Source organism: Photobacterium sp. AWH4_225 (assembly GCF_056158405.1).
In genome coordinates, this window is the sequence record NZ_JBSWTF010000001.1 from 2,887,526 (window position 1) to 2,906,036 (window position 18,511).

An 18,511-nucleotide genomic window follows, 5' to 3' on the forward strand; every position below is an offset into this window, starting at 1 on the left:
CCAAGGGCTGCTTTTTTCATTCTTGATCCCAAGCGGGCTTCATTTCGTATACACGCTTTTTGCGAGTACGCGCTATTTACGGGTACGAGGCTTGGCCGGCTTGTTCTTCAGCGGGTTGCGACGGTTCGCAGCATTGCCTGACGGCTTGCGACGAGAAGCGTTGTTACCCTCTTCACCTTGGTTACGGCGGTTCGAGGTGTTACCTGCAGGCTTACGACGCGGCGCTTGGTTGCTGTCTTCGCCTTGGTTGCGGCTCGATGAACGGCGCTGATCCTGACGACCACGGCGACCACGGCCGGTATCTTCGTTCAGGCGCTCTTCGTGACGACGCACTGCTCGGCGGATCTGACGAACACCGCGCTTACGCTTCTGGCCTTCAACCGTCAGCATAGTTTCGGTTTCAGCAGGCAGCTCAACTTTCTCACGCAGGTAGTTCACCTCGTTAAGTTCAAGCTCCATCCAACCACCACGAGGCAAGTCTTTAGTCAGGAAGATGTCACCGTAGCGAACACGCTTCAGACGGCTTACTGTCACGCCCTGTGAATCCCACAAACGACGAACCTCACGGTTACGACCTTCGGTGATCACCACGTAGAAGGTATGGTTCATACCTTCACCACCAGCGTAAACCACGTCCTCGAAACGTGCCATGCCGTCTTCCAGCTCAACACCCTTAACCAGGTTGCGAACCATGTCTTCGGTCACTTCACCGAATACACGTACCATGTATTCACGCTCAACACAGCGGCTTGGGTGCATCAGGCGGTTAGCCAGCTCACCATCAGTAGTGAACAGCAGCAGACCAGCGGTGTTGGCGTCAAGGCGACCAACCGATACCCAACGACCACCGTTCAGGCGAGGCAGACGATCAAATACCGTACGACGACCTTCCGGATCGTGACGGGTACATAGCTCACCTTCAGGTTTGTTGTACGCCAATACTCGGCAAACTTCTTCTGAAGACGACACCAACTGGATTTTGTGGCCATCAATGCGGACATTGACTGACAGATCATCCAGGCGGTCACCAAGCTTGGCTACCTTACCGTCGATACTAACTCGACCGTTCTGGATCATTAATTCGATTTCTCGGCGAGAACCCTGGCCAGAACGCGCCAGTACCTTCTGTAATTTTTCACTCATTAGACAAACCTTTGTCGCCTTCACAGGCGTCGAAATATCATCATGCTTTAAGCCATCTTAAAGCGATGGCGGATTATGCCAAAAGCTTAGCTGAGATACCACAGAAAACACCTTGCTAGCCCGGTATTTCCTGTGATTTCTTACTCTAACGAGCTAAATCAGCTCACTCGCAGGCTCACTACTCAACTTAAGGCATATCATTCAAACGGGGACGGATCACCGGCGCCAACGCGGGCAATTTGTATATCGTCATTACTGAAGTCGATTACTGTGGTCGGCTGCTCACCGAGGTAGCCGCCGTTGATGATCAAATCCACCGCATGCTCAAGCTGGTCGCGGATCTCTTCCGGGTCGGATTCCGTGTTTTCGTTGCCCGGCAGGATCAAAGAGGTCGACATCATCGGCTCACCCAGCGCTTCGAGCAGGGCCAATGCAATGGCATTGTCCGGTACGCGGATACCAATAGTCTTACGCTTCGGGTTCATCAGGCGTCGCGGCACTTCCTTGGTCCCTTTGAAGATAAAGGTGTAGGCACCCGGCGTATTGTTACGCAGCAGGCGGTATGCCGCATTATCAACACGGGCATACAGTGAAAGTTCAGACAGATCGCGGCACAGCAAGGTGAAATTGTGCTTGTCGTTCAAACGGCGGATCTGGCAGATACGCTCCAGAGCCGATTTATTTTCCAACTGGCAACCAAGCGCATAGCCCGAATCGGTTGGGTAGACGATCACCCCACCATTGCGAATAATGGCTACCGCCTGATTAATCAAGCGAACCTGTGGTGTTTCAGGGTGAACATAAAAAAACTGACTCATTCTTCCTCCATAGGAAGTGCAACCTAGTCGCGCACTTCCTCTTCAATGCGTTTCTTCTCAACGCTCCAGTCCTGCCAGACTTCTGTCACGTCCTTGGGCAACCACAAGTTGCGGCCAAGTTCGGTCCATGGCGAGGCATAATGGAAATCAGAGCCCTGCGAAGCGAGTAATTTGTAATTGATTGAATAGTCGCCCAGCAATCGCCTTTCTTGAGGTGACTGCTGCGGTTGTGCCACTTCCATCGCGTCCCCGTTGGCTTCGACAAAAGCAGTCAGTAACCGTTTTTGCCATTTTGCGGTCATATTGTAACGGCCAGGGTGGGCAAGCACTGCTTGGCCGCCGGCTTGGTGTATGGCTTCTACCGCTTCCGCCATCGAGCACCAGTTGGGTGGCACATAGCCAGGATTATTGCGGGTCAGGAATTTCTTGAAAACGGCCTGCATGTTCTTGGCATAGCCCTGCTCAACAATCCATTGGGCAAAGTGGGCACGGGTAAGCGTCGCCCCATTGGCAATGGCCTTGGCCCCTTCCAGCGCCCCCGGCATCCGGTTCTTATCCAGCCGCTCCCCAATCAAGGCAGCCCGCTCGGCACGGCGCTGTGCCTGCGCTTCAATCATACGGACAATCGCTGGGTGCTCAGGGTCAATATTCAAACCGACAATGTGAATATCAAAATTTCGCCAAAGTGTCGATATTTCAATGCCTTTGATGAGAGTTAAAGGCAGATTTTCTGCTTCAATCAATTGCTCGGCAGCCGCCAAACCAGCCACCGTATCGTGATCAGTAATCGCCAGCACATCGACTCGACGCTCAACAGCGCGCAGCACAAGTTCTTCCGGTGACAGCCGCCCGTCTGATGCGGTGGTATGGCTGTGTAAATCAAACAACATAAATTATCTTCTTGACTTTACTCTCGCGAACTAGTTTACTAGTACGCAGTTACCCAGTACTACATTGGTGATTCAGTGTATTCACTGAAAGCCTGTATAACACTGAAAGGATAGATACATGGTACAGCAAATTCATCGTCAGCTCTGCGCTTTCTCATCTTGGTGGTGGCACTTCCCAACGCGGGTGGTGTGATTAGCTGTGCCTTAAACAGATTACACAAACCCGCCTCGACGCGGGTTTTTTTATAACCAAATTCAGCCAGACAAAGATTTAACCAGTGCGCCAACCAGAGACAGCGCCCTGAAGAGGAAAAGAATATGATCATCGTACTCAAGCCAAATGCAACCGAACAACAAGCTAAAGAAATCCTTGCCCGCATCGAAGAAGCCGGCCTAAAACCGCTCTACATGCCGGGTGTTGAGCGTATTGTCCTGGGTGCGCTGGGCGATGAGCGTGTTCTTCAGCAGCTTCACCTTGATGCCTACCCGTGTGTTGAGAACGTCAAGCCTATCCTGACTAAGTACAAGATGGTTAGCCGTGAAGTTCAGGCCCACGATACCGTGGTTCGTTTCGGCAATGCCTCTGTTGGCGGTGACAAGTTCGCAGTAATTGCCGGTCCTTGTTCAGTTGAATCTGAAGAGCAACTACTGAGCGTGGCCGAAGTGGTGAAAAAACACGGTGCCGTAGCCCTACGCGGCGGCGCTTACAAGCCACGTACCAGCCCGTATGACTTCCAGGGTATGGGTGTTGAAGGTTTGAAGCTACTGAAAAAAGCCAACGAGCAACTGGGTATCCCGACGGTCTCTGAGGTTATGGAGGTCAGCCAGATGGATTCAATGTGTGAATACATCGACTGTCTTCAGATTGGCGCCCGCAATATGCAGAACTACGCCCTGCTAAAAGCGGTGGGTGAAAGCAAAAAACCGGTCTTGCTCAAACGCGGACTTTCAGCCACTATCGAGGAGCTGTTACTCGCGGCGGAATATATCTACGACGCAGGCAACCCAAATATCATCCTGTGTGAGCGAGGTATCCGTACCTACGAGACAGCAACACGTAACACATTGGATTTGAACGCTGTGGCTTACCTTAAGCAACGTACCCACCTACCAGTGGTTGTTGACCCAAGCCATGGTACCGGCGTCCGTGAACTGGTAATCCCACTATCACGTGCCGCTGCAGCGGTTGGTGCCGACGGTATTATCGTCGAATCACACCTTAACCCGTGTGAAGCCTTGTCGGACGGCCACCAGGCACTGACCGGTCCAATGTTTGAACAGTTGATGCAAGAGTTGAAACCGTTTGTAGAAGCGGCAGGGAGAACGCTGTGAATACTACCCCACTAGGCGTCGGTGAGCTGGAACTGCTCAGCCTCGATGTACCCTATGTTGCGGATCCGACGGAGTTGTATTACTCCGTCTGTGGCGACCGCCCACACAACCTACTGCTGGAGTCGGCCGAGATCGACTCCAAGCAAGATCTCAAGAGCCTGATGCTCATCGACGCGGCAGTCCGTATTGTCTGCCGTGGCAAAGTGGTCACCCTCGAGGCTCTCACCGATAACGGCCTCAATGTACTGCAGACCCTGGAAGGCAAGATGCCTGCCGATATTTCTGCAGTAAGGGAAGGGCGTCAGCTGGAGCTGACATTCCCATCGGCAGAGCGCGCTCTGGATGAAGACAGCCGTCTGCGCCAGACCTCCTCGTTTGATGCATTACGCATGATCCAGCACGCCTTCAATATTGCTGGTCACCCGCGTGAAGCGCTATTTATTGGCGGCTTGTTCGCCTACGACGTGGTTGACGGTTTTGAGCCGCTGCCAGGCGTCAAACAAGACAACCGCTGCCCGGACTACCTGTTCTACATTGCCGAAACGTTGCTGGTGATTGACCACCAGCGCCGCAAAGGCAAATTGCAGGCGACCCTGTTCGGCGGTGACGAGTACACCTCGAGCTACTTCGAGCTCAGCCGCCGCCTGCAGCACATCAAGGAAGCCTGCTTGGAACCTATGCCGCTGCCAGCCGCCCAGCTGCTTGATGAGTGCGAGCCGGTAGCAAGCGTGAGTGATGAAGATTTCTGCCAGCAGGTGGTCGATCTCAAGCAGCACGTCATCAATGGTGATGTGTTCCAGGTGGTGCCGTCGCGCCAATTTACCCTGCCGTGCCCGTCTCCGCTCAATGCTTACAAAGAGCTTAAAATCGGCAACCCGAGCCCGTACATGTTCTACCTGCAGGATGCCGACTTCACCCTGTTCGGCGCGTCGCCGGAAAGTGCGCTTAAATACTGCACCGAGAGCAATCAGGTTGAGATCTACCCGATTGCCGGTACCCGTCGTCGTGGTAAGAACCCAGACGGTTCAATCAACCTAGACCTTGATGGCCGAATCGAGCTTGAACTGCGCTGTGACATGAAGGAAAACGCCGAGCACATGATGCTGGTTGACTTGGCCCGTAACGATGTTGCCCGAATCAGCGAACCGGGCAGCCGCTATGTCGCAGATTTACTTGCCGTCGACCGCTACAGCCATGTGATGCACCTGGTATCCCGAGTTGTCGGCCAGCTACGTGGCGATCTGGATGCCCTGCACGCTTACCAGGCCTGTATGAACATGGGTACCCTGACCGGCGCGCCGAAAATCCGTGCCATGCAGCTTATCCGTGAGGTCGAACAACGTCGTCGAGGCAGTTATGGCGGTGCAGTCGGCTACCTGACTGGCCACGGTGATATGGATACCTGTATCGTGATCCGCTCGGCCTATGTCGAAGATGATGTTGCCAGCGTACAAGCCGGTGCCGGTGTGGTTTACGACTCTGTCCCGCAGGCAGAAGCCGATGAAACCCGTGGTAAGGCGCAAGCGGTGATCACTGCTATCCGCAAGGCACACAGTGCCCCTGACCGTCAATCGCACTAAGGAGCCACTGATGTCCCTACCCCATATTGTATTGCTTGATAACTTTGACTCCTTTACCTACAACTTGGTTGACCAATTCCGCTCACTAGGTTGCGAAGTGACCATTTACCGCAACAGCCTGACCGTTGAGCAAATGGAACAAGCTCTGGCTGAGAAAAACAATCCGGTACTGGTGCTGTCACCGGGCCCGGGTGCCCCTGCCGATGCGGGCTGTATGCCTGAGCTCATCAAGCAGGTGCGCGGCAAGGTTCCGATGATCGGGATCTGCCTAGGCCACCAGGCTATTGTTGAAGCCTATGGCGGCAAGGTCTCTGGCGCAGGTGAAATCGTCCATGGCAAATCAGCCATGATGACCCATAACGGCCATGACTTGTTTGGTGAATTGCCAAGCCCATTATCGATTGCCCGTTACCACTCGCTGGTTGCCGAAACGGTACCGGATAGCCTGAATATCATTGCCGATGTTGACGGCCTGGTTATGGCAGTGACCAATGATGAGGATCGCGTGTGCGGTTACCAGTTCCACCCGGAATCTATCCTCACGACCCAAGGTGCCCAGCTGCTGACCAATACGCTGGCGTGGGTCACGTCGCCAACGACCGACCAATAATGAGCCGAACCAAGAATCAGCCGGTATAGACAACAAGGATTTTTATTATGGATGCGACCATCTACACCATTGCCAACAAGCTTTACGACCAGCAGGCACTGAGCCAAGAAGAGAGCCAGACCCTGTTCGACGCCATCATTAAGGGCGAAGTCGAGCCAGTATTGCTGTCTGCGGTACTGACAGCATTGAAAATCAAAGGCGAAACCCCAGCAGAAATCGCCGGTGCCGCCAAAGCCCTGCTGGCCAATGCCAACCCGTTCCCAAGCCCTGAGTACGACTTTGCCGACATCGTCGGCACCGGTGGCGACGGTGCCAATACCATCAATATCTCGACCACTGCAGCTTTCGTGGCTGCCGCCTGTGGCGTTAAGGTGGCCAAGCATGGTAACCGTGGTGTCTCAAGCAAGTCGGGCTCTTCAGACTTGCTGGACAAATTCGGTATCAACCTGGCAATGAAGCCGGAAACAGCCCGTGAAGCCCTTGACGATCTAGGCGTCTGCTTCCTGTTTGCTCCGGAATACCACGGCGGCGTGCGCCATGCGATGCCGGTTCGTCAAACCCTGAAAACTCGCACCATCTTCAATGTACTGGGTCCTTTGATTAACCCGGCTCGCCCTAATATCGAGCTAATGGGTGTCTACGACGCTTCACTGGTTCGCCCAATTGCCGAGACCATGGCAGCGATGGGCATGAAACGTGCGGCGGTAGTCCACGGCAGTGGCCTCGACGAAGTGGCAATTCACGGCGAAACCACGGTGGCTGAAATCATCGATGGTGAAATCACCGAGTACACCTTAACCCCTGCTGACTTTGGTCTTGAAAGCCACCCGCTTGATGCAATCAAGGGTGGAGAGCCGGAAGAAAACCGTGCCATTATTACCAATATCCTAACGGGCAAAGGTACCGATGCCCAAATGGGTGCCGTCGCCGTCAACGTGGCTCTGCTTCTTCGCCTGTTCGGCCAGGAAGATCTCAAAGCCAATGCCGAGAAGGCCATCAATGTCATGAAATCAGGCAAAGCCTTTGAGCTTGTCGGCCAACTTGCAGCACGAGGTTAATCATGGAAACAGTTCTAGCCAAAATTGTCGCCGATAAACGTATCTGGGTTGAAGCGCGCAAAGCCGAGCAGCCACTGGCATCGTTCAAAGACAGCCTAGTGCCAAGCGACCGTAGCTTCTATGAAGCCCTGTCAGGCGATCAGGCGGCGTTTATTCTGGAATGTAAAAAAGCCTCGCCATCAAAGGGGCTGATCCGAGAAGACTTCGATCTCAACATGATTGCCCAGGTGTACAACGGCCATGCCAGTGCTATCTCGGTATTGACCGATGAAAAGTACTTCCAGGGTAACTTTTACTTCCTGCCGGTGGTTCGTAACCAAGTCCGCCAGCCGGTACTGTGCAAAGACTTCATGATTGATACCTATCAGGTCTATCTTGCTCGCCACTACAATGCCGATGCCATCCTGTTGATGCTGTCAGTGTTGAACGATGATGAATACCGTGAACTGGCCGAGGTTGCCGAGCAGCTTAACCTTGGTATCCTGACCGAAGTCAGCAACGAGGAAGAGCTTGAGCGAGCCATTGCCCTTAAGGCCAAGGTCGTTGGGATCAACAACCGCAACCTGCGCGATCTCAGCATTGATCTGAACCGTACTAAAGAGCTGGCACCTCGCCTACCGGAAGGTACGATTGTGATTTCCGAATCAGGGATCTATAACAACCAGCAGGTACGCGACCTGTCAGCTTATGCCAACGGCTTTTTGATCGGTAGCTCATTGATGGCTGAAGACAACCTTGAGCTGGCAGTTCGCCGTGTATTGCTAGGCGACAACAAAGTCTGTGGCCTGACCCATGCCGATGATGCTGCGGCCGCCTACCAGAGTGGCGCGGTGTACGGTGGCCTGATCTTTGTGTCTGGCTCACCACGCCATGTTGACATCGAACAAGCCCGCATGGTGATGAGCGGCGCGCCGCTGAAATATGTCGGTGTGTTCCGCAATGCTGACCCACAAGCCGTAGCCAAAGCTGCCGAAGCGCTTTCACTGTCAGCGGTGCAGCTTCATGGCGATGAAGACCATGACTATATTGCCACCCTGAAAGGCCAGCTGCCTGCAGAGTGTGAAATTTGGAAAGCCCACGGCGTGACTGAAACAACGCCTGCACTTGGCGAATGGCAGGTCGACCGCCACCTGCTCGACAGCAAGGTCGGCAACCAATCAGGAGGCACAGGTGTTGCCTTTGACTGGAGCCTAATCCCTAACGAGCAAAAGCAAATCACCATGCTGGCCGGTGGCCTTAACCCGGACAATGTCTGTGAAGCAGCGCATCTTGGCTGCCGCGGACTGGATTTGAATTCCGGTGTAGAGAGCGAGCCAGGCAAAAAAGACCCAACAAAATTGAAAGCGGCTTTCGCGGCTATCAGAAAGTATTAAGGAAAATAAACCATGAGTAAGATTAGTGCCTATTTCGGCGAGTTCGGTGGTCAGTACGTCCCACAGATCCTCGTTCCAGCCCTAGATCAGCTTGAAGCGGCTTTTGTTGAAGCCCAGCAGGATCCTAGCTTCCAGAAAGAATTCATTGACCTGCTAAAAGAGTACGCCGGTCGTCCAACTGCGCTGACTTTGTGCCAGAACTTGACCAAGGGCACCAAGACCAAGCTTTACCTTAAGCGTGAAGACCTATTGCACGGCGGTGCCCACAAAACCAACCAGGTACTTGGCCAAGCACTGCTTGCTAAGCGCATGGGCAAAGATGAAATCATCGCTGAAACCGGTGCAGGCCAGCACGGTGTAGCAACAGCATTGGCTTGTGCACTACTTGGCCTGAAGTGCCGTGTTTACATGGGGGCTAAAGATGTTGAGCGCCAGAGCCCGAACGTGTTCCGTATGAAGCTGATGGGTGCTGAAGTGATCCCGGTCCATTCTGGCTCCGCAACACTGAAAGATGCCTGTAACGAAGCCATGCGTGACTGGACAGCGACTTACGACAAAGCACACTACCTACTGGGTACGGCTGCGGGTCCTCACCCATTCCCGACTATCGTGCGTGAATTCCAGCACATCATCGGCGAAGAAACCAAAGCGCAAATCCTTGAAAAAGAAGGCCGCCTGCCAGATGCCGTTATCGCCTGTGTCGGCGGTGGCTCAAATGCCATCGGTATGTTCTCTGACTTCATCGAAGAAGAGAGTGTTGGTCTGATTGGTGTTGAACCTGCTGGTAAAGGCCTGGATACCGACATGCACGGCGCGCCGCTGAAACACGGTAAGCTGGGTATCTTCTTTGGTATGAAAGCCCCGCTAATGCAGGACGAGCACGGCCAGGTTGAAGAGTCTTACTCGGTCTCTGCTGGTTTGGACTTCCCGTCTGTCGGCCCTCAGCACGCTCACCTTAATGCCATTGGCCGTGCTGAATACGAAGCGGTTACCGATGACGAGGCTCTGGAAGCCTTCCAGGAACTTGCTCGCAGCGAAGGTATCATTCCGGCACTGGAGTCAGCCCACGCATTGGCCCACGCCTTGAAGATGATCAAAGCCAACCCAGAAAAAGAACAGCTACTGGTCGTTAACCTATCAGGCCGTGGCGACAAAGATATTTTCACTGTACACGATATTCTAGATGCAAAAGGAGTGCTGTAATGGATCGTTACCAAGCCCAATTTGACCGCCTGGCGGCGAAAAACGAAGGCGCATTTGTTCCTTTTGTTACTATCGGTGATCCGAACCCGGAACAATCACTGAAGATCATTGAAACCTTGGTGGAAGCCGGTGCTGACGCCCTTGAGCTGGGGATCCCGTTTTCCGATCCGCTAGCTGATGGCCCAACTATCCAAGGCGCAACAATCCGTGCGATGGAATCTGGCACCACCCCAGCAGTCTGCTTTGATCTGCTGAGCCAGATCCGCGCCAAATACCCAGATATGCCAATTGGCCTGCTGATGTACGCCAACTTGGTGTTCACTAATGGTATTGAAAACTTCTACCAGCAGTGCGCCGAAGCCGGTGTTGATTCGGTACTGGTTGCCGATGTACCGCTGAAAGAATCTGAAGAGTTCCGCGTAGCAGCGGCTAAATACGGCATCCACCCAATCTTCATCGCCCCGCCAAATGCCGATGAAGAAACGCTGAAAACCGTGTCTGAGTTTGGTGGCGGTTATACCTACCTGCTATCGCGTGCCGGTGTAACCGGTACCGAAACCAAAGCAGGAGCACCAATCGACCACCTGCTAGAGAGCCTGAAGACGCACAATGCCCCACCAGCATTGCTTGGCTTTGGTATTTCAGAACCTCAGCAGGTTGCCGAAGCGATTGAAGCTGGCGCTGCGGGTGCCATTTCAGGCTCTGCTGTGGTGAAAGTGATCGAGAATAACCTTGATGATCATGATGCCATGCTCAGCAATATGCATAGCTTTATCAGCAACATGAAGGCTGCAACCCGCAAAAGCTAACCTTTCAGGTGCTAACTGATAAACACAAAAGCCGCCCCAGGTCACTCTGTGGGCGGCTTTTTGCATCTCCCTGATATTTTCTGGTGCAAGATCAAAGATCTCTTCCTTCTTCCCCCATACAGTAACCAACTTGTTAACGCCTGGTACAAACAAATTGCAAGTTTGAAAGGCAATAACACCATTCAAGTAAAAGAAAGATTGATAAAGATGATATTTCCGTGTAAAAACACACGCGCAAAATATTGGGTTAACATTTAGTACAATTACAAAACATATTACCAATGCTTTTTACCAATAGCTTTGCGAACAATATCGAACACAACTGAGGTATCTAACCGTGTTAAAAGAAAAAGGACTGTTTGGCAATATCGGCGTTCAAGTCGTCATTGCCATGTGTGTGGGAACGCTCGTCGGTGCAATGATGGGCCAGTCTGCAAGTATGTTTGCCCCGCTAGGCAGCATCTTCATCCACTTGATCAAAATGTTGGTGATTCCTTTGGTCGCCGTCGCCATTATCTCCGGTGCTGCAGGGCTTGGCAGTAGCCAGTCTGCCGGCAAGGTCGGCCTATCGACACTGGGCTTTTTCGGTCTAACATCGGCGGTTGCGGTTGCCTTGGCCCTATTCATGGGTGTGGTATTCCAGCCGGGTGTCGGCGTCGACATGACAGGCGTCGAAGGCATGTTCTCTAATGTCTATGCCGATAAAGGTGAAATGCCGACGTTCTGGGCTACTGTGCTCGGCATGATCCCGACCAACGTTTTCCAGTCGCTGAATGAAGCAAATATCCTTCAAATTTTGGTTTTCTGCCTTTTCTTCGGTATTGCTGTTTCGAAGCTGGAAAAAGAACGCCGTGACCCATTAATCAACGGTGTGAATGCTATTGTTGATGCCATGGTATGGATGATCAACGTTGTGATGAAGGTTGCCCCTCTTGGCGTATTCGGCCTTATGGCAGATGCAGTGGGCACCTTCGGCTTTGGCGCCCTGATGGTAGTGTTCAAGCTTTTCGTGGTCTACGTGGTTGCTATCTTGATCTACGGCTTCATCTTCTATCCAGCCATGATCAAAGCCTTCAGCAAGACCTCTCCGCTGAAGTTCCTGTCAGCCATGAAAAAGCCACAGGCCGTTGCCCTGTCGACAGCCTCTTCGATGGCGACCCTGCCGGTAACCATGGAAGTGTGTGAAGAAGAGCTGGGTGTCAAGAACTCCACAGCCTCCTTCGTACTCCCACTGGGTGCGACCATCAACATGAGTGGTAATGCAATCTACTACGGCTTGGTTGCTATCTTCTTTGCCCAGATGTTCAATATCGAGCTGGGTATGGGTGCATACATTGCGATTATCGTGACATCGACGCTGGGTGCGGTTGGCCAGGCCGGTGTACCAGGTCCGTCTTTCTTGGTTGTCGCGGTTTTACTGGCAGCAGGTATTCCAATCGAAGGCCTACCGCTGTTGTTTGCCCTTGACCGTATCTTCGACATGATCCGTACTGCGCTTAACATCACTGGTGACGCCGCTTGTGCCGTGATTGTCGATAACATGATCAACGATGCGCCACAGGAAACACCTGAACCAGAGTCCAGCCATCGCGTCTAAAACGGCTCAATAACCCAAAACACCAAAGGCTGCAGGGTTAAACCTGCAGCCTTTTGCTTACTGGTGTACTATGTAGCCAGAAACTCTATGTATTTTATGGCTCTTAACATGAAGCAACTGATTGATTTTATTCCCCTGGTCGTCTTCTTTATTCTCTATAAAACCCACGACATCTATGTCGCGACCGGGGCCTTGATAATCGCTACCGCCATTCAAGTTGCTGTAACTTGGGTGCTGTATAAAAAAGTAGAAAAGATGCAGCTGATCACCTTCGTGATGGTGGCTGTATTCGGTGGGCTGACGATTTTCCTGCACGACGACAACTTCATCAAATGGAAAGTCACCATTGTCTACGGGATTTTTGCTGCCGGGTTAGCCATCAGCCAGTACTTGGGTAAGCCGCTAATAAAAGGCATGTTAGGCAATGAGTTGGAACTGCCGGACACGGTCTGGAACCGGATCAACGGCGCTTGGGCACTGTTTTTCGTTGTATGTGCCGTCGTGAATGTCTATATTGCCTTCCGTTTACCGCTAGATGTGTGGGTTAATTTCAAAGTATTCGGGCTATTGATCCTGACTTTGATCTTCACCATTGCCACCGGCGGCTATATTTACCACCATATGCCAAAAGAACCTGATTCAGAGTAGTACAGAGTCGCAACATGACATCAGAAAACAACATCCCACGCGGGCAACTGCTGCTCCGCACTCTCGCCATGCCAGCCGACACCAACGCCAATGGTGATATTTTCGGTGGTTGGATCATGTCCCAACTTGACCTTGCCGGTGGTATTCTCGCCAAGGAGATCTCCGGTGGCCGTATCGTTACCGTATCGGTATCAAGCATTACCTTCAAAAAACCCGTCAGTGTGGGTGACGTGGTGTGTGTCTATGGCGAATGTACCAAGATCGGCCGGACTTCAATGAGCATCAACCTTGAGGTTTGGATCAAGCCGGTACGCGATGAAAACATCGAAGACCGCTTTATGGTATGCGACGCCACCTTCAACTATGTTGCTATTGATGCTGACGGCAGACCGCGCCCGGTACAAAAGAGCTAGTTACCGACATTGTCAAAATTTGGCAAAGATCCGCAAAAAAGCCCTAACCTAATGCTAGGGCTTTTTTTTTCATTTATGATAGGAAAAATTTGTCACACATTGCTGCCTCATTACAAATTTCACCAATATCTATCGAGCGTAGCAGTTACAAGGAGAGAGCTACATGTGGTACGTTATTTTTTCCCAAGATGTCGAAAACAGCCTTGAACGCCGCCTAAGCGTGCGTGAAAAGCACTTGGCTCGACTAAAAGATCTCCAAGAGCAAGGCCGCTTGCTTGTCGCAGGCCCTATGCCTGCTATCGATAGTGAAAACCCAGCTGAAGCGGGCTTTACCGGTTCAACAGTAATTGCTGAGTTCAACTCTCTTGACGATGCCCAAGCCTGGGCCGATGCCGACCCTTACATTGAAGCCGGTGTCTACGAAAAAGTTATCGTTAAGCCGTTCAAGAAAGTCCTTCCATAACCGATTTTGAGATAACAACGTTATGCTAAAACGCACCCTCGTTTTGTTAGGCGCTACCCTGTTGGCAGGCTGTGCATCAAACGCTGAGCAGCAGGCTATACTGGATATGGCAAAAGCTCGCGCGATGGCGATTAACAACAAGGCACCGTACGAGAAGATCGACCAATACCAGATCATGAAAGCCCAAGCACGGGAAAACATCGTCGAGATCACCATTTTATATGGTGGTGGTGGTAAAACGCCTCCGACTAAGGCCGCCGTAAGTGCAGCGCTTAACTATTGCAACAGCGCAGAGCTAAGCCCAATGGTCAGCGAGGGGGTGAATTACAATATCGTGATTATGGATATGCGTGGCCGCCCTATGGTGACCCAGCCGATCACTGCAGAGGTTTGTAGTCAGTTAGCGAATTAATGGCGGGCTATGGGCTATTTTTCCGCCCGTAAACGTCCAAATCCACTCAAGCTTTATACAGCTGGATAAAATTTCAAAACTTAGCCTTCAGGGATGAAGGCTCAGAGCTACATGGACGTACTCGTGCGTTTTTGCAATTTTCATCCGGATGATTTAAAGCCCTCGAAAAAAACGCCAGCTTTGCTGGCGTTTTTCTTTTGGTACTGGGAAATTAGCCACGCTCAAACAGCAGAACTTTCAATCCGCCTTCCGGATCGATATCTTTGAACTCCGGTGGGTTTTCCAAGCGGTGCTGGTAAGCAAGCTCCGGCGCTTCGGCAGCCATTCCTTCAATCAAGAAAGACGATGACACACCCGGGTCATTTACGCAGGCCAGTACCTGACCATTATCGGTTAGCAACTCTGGCAAACGGCGTAGAATTTTCTGGTAGTCCTTGGTCAGAGCAAAGCTGCCTTTCTGGAAAGATGGCGGATCGATGATGATCAAATCATAAGGGCCTAGCTTGCGCACTTTGCCCCACGACTTGAACAACTCATGGCCAAGGAAACTAACCTTGGACAAATCATGCTTATTCAAATGGTGGTTGTCACGGCCGCGACTCAATGCCGCCTTAGCCATATCAAGGTTGACCACATGCTCAGCCCCACCAGCAATCGCAGCAACAGAGAAACCACAGGTGTAAGCAAATAGATTCAATACACGTTTGCCTTCGGCATGGCGCATGACCCAGTCACGACCGTAACGCATATCCAAGAACAAGCCGTTATTTTGCTTACGGCCAAGATCGAGCTTGAACGTAAGGCCATTTTCTACCACATCCTGGTACTCGCGGCTTTCGCCCCACAGCAGTTCCATCGGTGAACCTTGACGGCCACGGTGCTGTAAAAGCAAAGATGTCGCGCCGGATTGTTGCCAAACAGGGCTATCGAGCAAGTTATCAAGCAAATGGTGCAGCTGGGCCAAAAACTCTTCGGAAGGTTCTTTAAACAATGAAACCAGCACCTGGCCACTTAGCCAGTCCACAGTCAACTGCTCAAGCCCCGGCCAACAGCGGCCGCGGCCATGGAATAACCGGCGCACTTCATTAGGCGGTGTCGCCAATTCGGCCATCAGATGTTGCTCAAGGTTTATTAATGCACTCGGTTCCATAGTTCTACTGCGTTGGGAAATTCAGGGGCGGTATTATAGCAAACCCGTTTAGAGCAGACACTACAGGTGCAAACACTACAGGTGCAAAGATATTATTAAGCCACGAGCTTGAGGCTTTCTTGTTCTGGTTGGCGGCAGCTGGCAAGGTGGACATATTCGACCTGAAGGCGGACTTGGCGTTGGCGGCGGGTGCGGTTTTTGACAAGTTTACGTTGTCGACGAAATGACGCCAGCCCCCAAAAACGTGATTGGTTCTTCTTTTTCTTCAATCGCATACGAAGCGATACGGAGCGGGTAAGGCGCATATTGAATCTCGATCTAGGTAAATCCTAGACCGATATTATAAGTGAAACTTTACTGTAATGTAATTTGCCACAGGTTAAATTAGCAGCAGTTGGTCGCGAATTAACAATGAAAAATAACTGACTTACACAATTTATTATCATTAAGCCCTATTTTTCTACATAACTTTGAGAATAACTGGTCATTCTACAACCAACAGGCTACCAAGCTACTTTTCGCTCATCAAATTACTTTCTCGCGAGTACTGGCCATGCTAACTCCCAAGGCGCAGACCACTCTTTGGCAATAGCCTGATGTGTCTCATCAATAGCCCAAAGATCCCCTTGTTCAGGGACACACATAAACTGCCATTGCTGATCTAAATACGGAAAACGCAACGCATAGGCATGAAGATAACCACGGTCTGCCTTTTCATTACCATAGATATCATCACCAGTGATCCCCGAGCCAACACTTCTGAGTGCTACCCTGATCTGGTGGGTCTTGCCTGTATGGGGTTTGCACAAAAACAAGCGTCGTCCCTGCCCGGCCGCTGTTGAGAAAAACTGGGTAACAGCAGGATTCTCCCTGGTTGTCTCCAGTTTCCAGCTACTACGGCGCGAACGAGTCATATCGCCAATCACCACACCTTGCTTTTTCTTAGGTTTCTTGGTGCCAATCGCCAAATAGAATTTCTCGACCTCACGCTCGGCAAAAGCCTTAGACAGCGCCGACGCCGCCTCACGGTTTCGGCCTAGCAACAGCAGCCCGGAAGTCATTTTGTCCAAGCGATGAATAAGGTAAAGCTGCTCGTCCCCACTCTGCTTCGCCACTTCCTGCAGCAGCATCACATCACCATCATCTTTGTGAACAGACACCCCTGGGTGTTTGCTGATGACGAGGAAATCTGGATGGGTGTGGAGAATATCGAACATATTGATTGGCTCTTGGCTGAAGGCTCTGGCTAATAAAGAGAGCGAAGTATACCGCTTATGGGGAGTATTTCCACATGACCTTTACTGGCATCGAGTCATAATCAACACGATCAAAAAGCGGGAGCCGATGGCTCCCGCTTTGATACATCAACTAAGTTGACAATGCTTGTTAATTACAGTTTCTTAGAAACCAGGGCGCCGAGGCCAATGATGGCAAGACCCATCACCATGATTTCACCTTTACCGCTGTCAAAGCCCGCTTTCACACCTGCGATAGCAACGATAGCGATGGCAAATGGGATTACGTATTTAACTAGGTTGTACCATAGGCCGAACAGTGGGAATTTGATTTCACCGTCATTGGTGATTTCTTTTTCAAGCTCACTGCGATTCAAGCGCCAGCCTGCAAAGATACATACCAGCATACCGCCAACCGCTAGGAAGATCTTATCTGTTAGCAGGTCGAAGATATCAAATGCACCGGTTTCGAACAGTGTTGGACCAAGGCCGCCAAGCGATAGTGATGCGAACACACATAGGAACGCCATCAGAGCACTTGCCGAGAACACTGCGGTTGAACGCTTCAAGCCTTTTTCGTCAATCAGGTATGACACAACCACTTCAAGTAGCGATACAGAAGACGTCAGTGCTGCAACACTTAGGCCGATGAAGAACAATAGCGCAAGCAGTAGGCCTACGATGCCACCCATTTCAGCAAACAGCTGAGGAACAACAACGAAGATCAGGCCTGGACCCGCTGCTGGCTCCATGCTGAATGCGAACATTGCAGGGAACATAGCCACACCAGCAAGGATTGCAACCGCGGTATCCATCGCCGTTACCATTGCTGTAGTTTGAACAAGGTTCTCTTTCTTCTTCAGGTAACTACCGTATGTGATCATACAGCCCATACCCAAGCTTAGTGAGAAGAATGCCTGGCCAAGTGCAGCCAGTACTACTGTGCTGTCGACTTTAGAGAAGTCAGGTTTGAATAGGAACTCAAGGCCTGCTGTTGCACCTGGAAGGCTCAGACCTTTAACTGCTACCAGAATAAGGATGGCGAACAGTAGAGGCATAAGGATCTTACCGGCTTTCTCGATACCACCAGAAATACCCTTGATAACTACCAGGATGTTGAACACCAGGTATAGGCCCATCCAGAACAATGGCTGGATTGGATTAGAGATAAAGCCACCGAAACTATCACCAATTGCCTCTGGCGTGCTTAGTAGACCTGTTGCAATTTTGTAGATGTATGCGATTGCCCAGCCACCAACGACCGGATAGAAGCCCATGATAAGTAGGCCACTGACCACACCGATAACACCGACGAACGACCAACGGCGATCAGTTGATTTGAAAGCACCTACAGCGGAAAGGCCAGTCTTACGACCCACGGCAAATTCAGTCAGCATGACGCTGAAACCGATTACGATAACGAACAATAGGTAAATAGCTACGAAAGCACCACCACCACTCTCACCAGCTGTGTATGGGAACTTCCAGATGTTACCAAGACCTACTGCGGATCCTGCCGCGGCCATTACGAAGCCTAATTTTGAACCCCAGCTATCGCGGGGTTGTGTGGTTGTATTACTAGTAGCCACGTTCTCTCCAAGGTTTTGTTGTGTTTGCTAGAGTTTGCTAGTAATAGGCGTCGAAAATATGTTGTGTAAACTTGTGTGCAAAGTTATTTGTACACTTATAGGATTGTTATTGACGCTCTATATATGGCAAGTAAAACAGGTTGCGATTAGAATGTGAAGCCCGCGCTTGTAAATTTTGATCATTTACT

General features: G+C 51.3%; 19 protein-coding genes and 1 other annotated feature. Of the genes, 12 read left to right on the plus strand and 7 right to left on the minus strand.

All coding sequences use genetic code 11. The features are described 5' to 3' along the window. Positions 1-72: 72 nt before the first annotated feature. From rluB to rnm, 3 genes are all read right to left on the minus strand, one after another. Positions 73-1,143 (minus strand): 23S rRNA pseudouridine(2605) synthase RluB, encoded by a 1,071-nt coding sequence (gene rluB, locus ACXAD4_RS13415; protein ID WP_475242047.1) that lies wholly within the window; start codon positions 1,141-1,143, stop codon positions 73-75. A gap of 197 nt (positions 1,144-1,340) precedes the next feature. Then, positions 1,341-1,961 (minus strand): L-threonylcarbamoyladenylate synthase, encoded by a 621-nt coding sequence (locus ACXAD4_RS13420; RefSeq protein ID WP_475242049.1) that lies wholly within the window; start codon positions 1,959-1,961, stop codon positions 1,341-1,343. A gap of 23 nt (positions 1,962-1,984) precedes the next feature. Then, a complete protein-coding gene (gene rnm, locus ACXAD4_RS13425; RefSeq protein ID WP_475242052.1) occupies positions 1,985-2,851 on the minus strand; it encodes an RNase RNM in 867 nt (288 codons plus the stop codon). A gap of 154 nt (positions 2,852-3,005) precedes the next feature. Further along, positions 3,006-3,098: a sequence feature (Trp leader region), on the plus strand. A 71-nt stretch (positions 3,099-3,169) separates the two neighbouring features. Between rnm and ACXAD4_RS13430 the strand changes: the two genes are divergently transcribed. The 12 genes from ACXAD4_RS13430 to gspS2 all read left to right on the plus strand — a co-directional run bounded on the left by ACXAD4_RS13430 (position 3,170) and on the right by gspS2 (position 14,349). Next, entirely contained in the window at positions 3,170-4,183 is a 1,014-nt protein-coding gene (locus ACXAD4_RS13430) for a bifunctional 3-deoxy-7-phosphoheptulonate synthase/chorismate mutase (RefSeq protein ID WP_475242055.1), read from the plus strand. Beyond that, entirely contained in the window at positions 4,180-5,763 is a 1,584-nt protein-coding gene (locus ACXAD4_RS13435; protein ID WP_475242057.1) for an anthranilate synthase component 1, read from the plus strand. Before ACXAD4_RS13430 ends, ACXAD4_RS13435 begins: the two co-directional genes overlap by 4 nt. Positions 5,764-5,773: 10 nt before the next feature. Beyond that, complete coding sequence (locus ACXAD4_RS13440; protein WP_475242060.1) at positions 5,774-6,373, plus strand: aminodeoxychorismate/anthranilate synthase component II; 600 nt, start codon at positions 5,774-5,776, stop codon at positions 6,371-6,373. A gap of 47 nt (positions 6,374-6,420) precedes the next feature. After that, positions 6,421-7,431, plus strand: coding sequence for an anthranilate phosphoribosyltransferase (trpD, locus tag ACXAD4_RS13445; protein WP_475242062.1), 1,011 nt, complete (start codon positions 6,421-6,423; stop codon positions 7,429-7,431). Positions 7,432-7,433: 2 nt separating this feature from the next. Continuing rightward, complete coding sequence (trpCF, locus tag ACXAD4_RS13450; protein ID WP_475242064.1) at positions 7,434-8,804, plus strand: bifunctional indole-3-glycerol-phosphate synthase TrpC/phosphoribosylanthranilate isomerase TrpF; 1,371 nt, start codon at positions 7,434-7,436, stop codon at positions 8,802-8,804. Between the two features lie 12 nt (positions 8,805-8,816). After that, a complete protein-coding gene (gene trpB, locus ACXAD4_RS13455; protein ID WP_475242067.1) occupies positions 8,817-10,007 on the plus strand; it encodes a tryptophan synthase subunit beta in 1,191 nt (396 codons plus the stop codon). Then, on the plus strand, positions 10,007-10,816 hold the full coding sequence (trpA, locus tag ACXAD4_RS13460; RefSeq protein ID WP_475242069.1) for a tryptophan synthase subunit alpha: 810 nt from the start codon (positions 10,007-10,009) through the stop codon (positions 10,814-10,816). The genes trpB and trpA overlap by 1 nt, the downstream gene beginning before the upstream one ends. Before the next feature lie 322 nt (positions 10,817-11,138). After that, the gene (locus ACXAD4_RS13465; protein ID WP_475242784.1) at positions 11,139-12,413 is read left to right on the plus strand and encodes a dicarboxylate/amino acid:cation symporter; all 1,275 of its coding nucleotides are present in this window, start codon (positions 11,139-11,141) and stop codon (positions 12,411-12,413) included. 108 nt (positions 12,414-12,521) lie between these two features. Further along, on the plus strand, positions 12,522-13,061 hold the full coding sequence (locus tag ACXAD4_RS13470) for a septation protein A (RefSeq protein ID WP_475242072.1): 540 nt from the start codon (positions 12,522-12,524) through the stop codon (positions 13,059-13,061). 14 nt (positions 13,062-13,075) lie between these two features. Continuing rightward, positions 13,076-13,474, plus strand: coding sequence for an acyl-CoA thioester hydrolase YciA (gene yciA / locus ACXAD4_RS13475; RefSeq protein WP_475242075.1), 399 nt, complete (start codon positions 13,076-13,078; stop codon positions 13,472-13,474). A gap of 163 nt (positions 13,475-13,637) precedes the next feature. After that, on the plus strand, positions 13,638-13,937 hold the full coding sequence (locus ACXAD4_RS13480; protein WP_475242077.1) for a YciI family protein: 300 nt from the start codon (positions 13,638-13,640) through the stop codon (positions 13,935-13,937). Positions 13,938-13,959: 22 nt separating this feature from the next. Then, on the plus strand, positions 13,960-14,349 hold the full coding sequence (gene gspS2, locus ACXAD4_RS13485) for a type II secretion system pilot lipoprotein GspS-beta (protein WP_475242080.1): 390 nt from the start codon (positions 13,960-13,962) through the stop codon (positions 14,347-14,349). Positions 14,350-14,560: 211 nt separating this feature from the next. Here the strand turns inward: gspS2 and ACXAD4_RS13490 are convergent, their stop codons facing one another. From ACXAD4_RS13490 to ACXAD4_RS13505, 4 genes are all read right to left on the minus strand, one after another. Further along, positions 14,561-15,499, minus strand: coding sequence for a class I SAM-dependent methyltransferase (locus tag ACXAD4_RS13490; protein WP_475242082.1), 939 nt, complete (start codon positions 15,497-15,499; stop codon positions 14,561-14,563). Between the two features lie 95 nt (positions 15,500-15,594). After that, the gene (locus ACXAD4_RS13495) at positions 15,595-15,804 is read right to left on the minus strand and encodes a hypothetical protein (protein WP_475242083.1); all 210 of its coding nucleotides are present in this window, start codon (positions 15,802-15,804) and stop codon (positions 15,595-15,597) included. Between the two features lie 225 nt (positions 15,805-16,029). Further along, positions 16,030-16,716: a TIGR01621 family pseudouridine synthase gene (locus ACXAD4_RS13500; protein WP_475242085.1), complete on the minus strand. Its 687-nt coding sequence runs from the start codon at positions 16,714-16,716 to the stop codon at positions 16,030-16,032. A 173-nt stretch (positions 16,717-16,889) separates the two neighbouring features. Further along, complete coding sequence (locus ACXAD4_RS13505; protein WP_475242086.1) at positions 16,890-18,323, minus strand: sodium-dependent transporter; 1,434 nt, start codon at positions 18,321-18,323, stop codon at positions 16,890-16,892. Between the last annotated feature and the right edge of the window lie 188 nt (positions 18,324-18,511).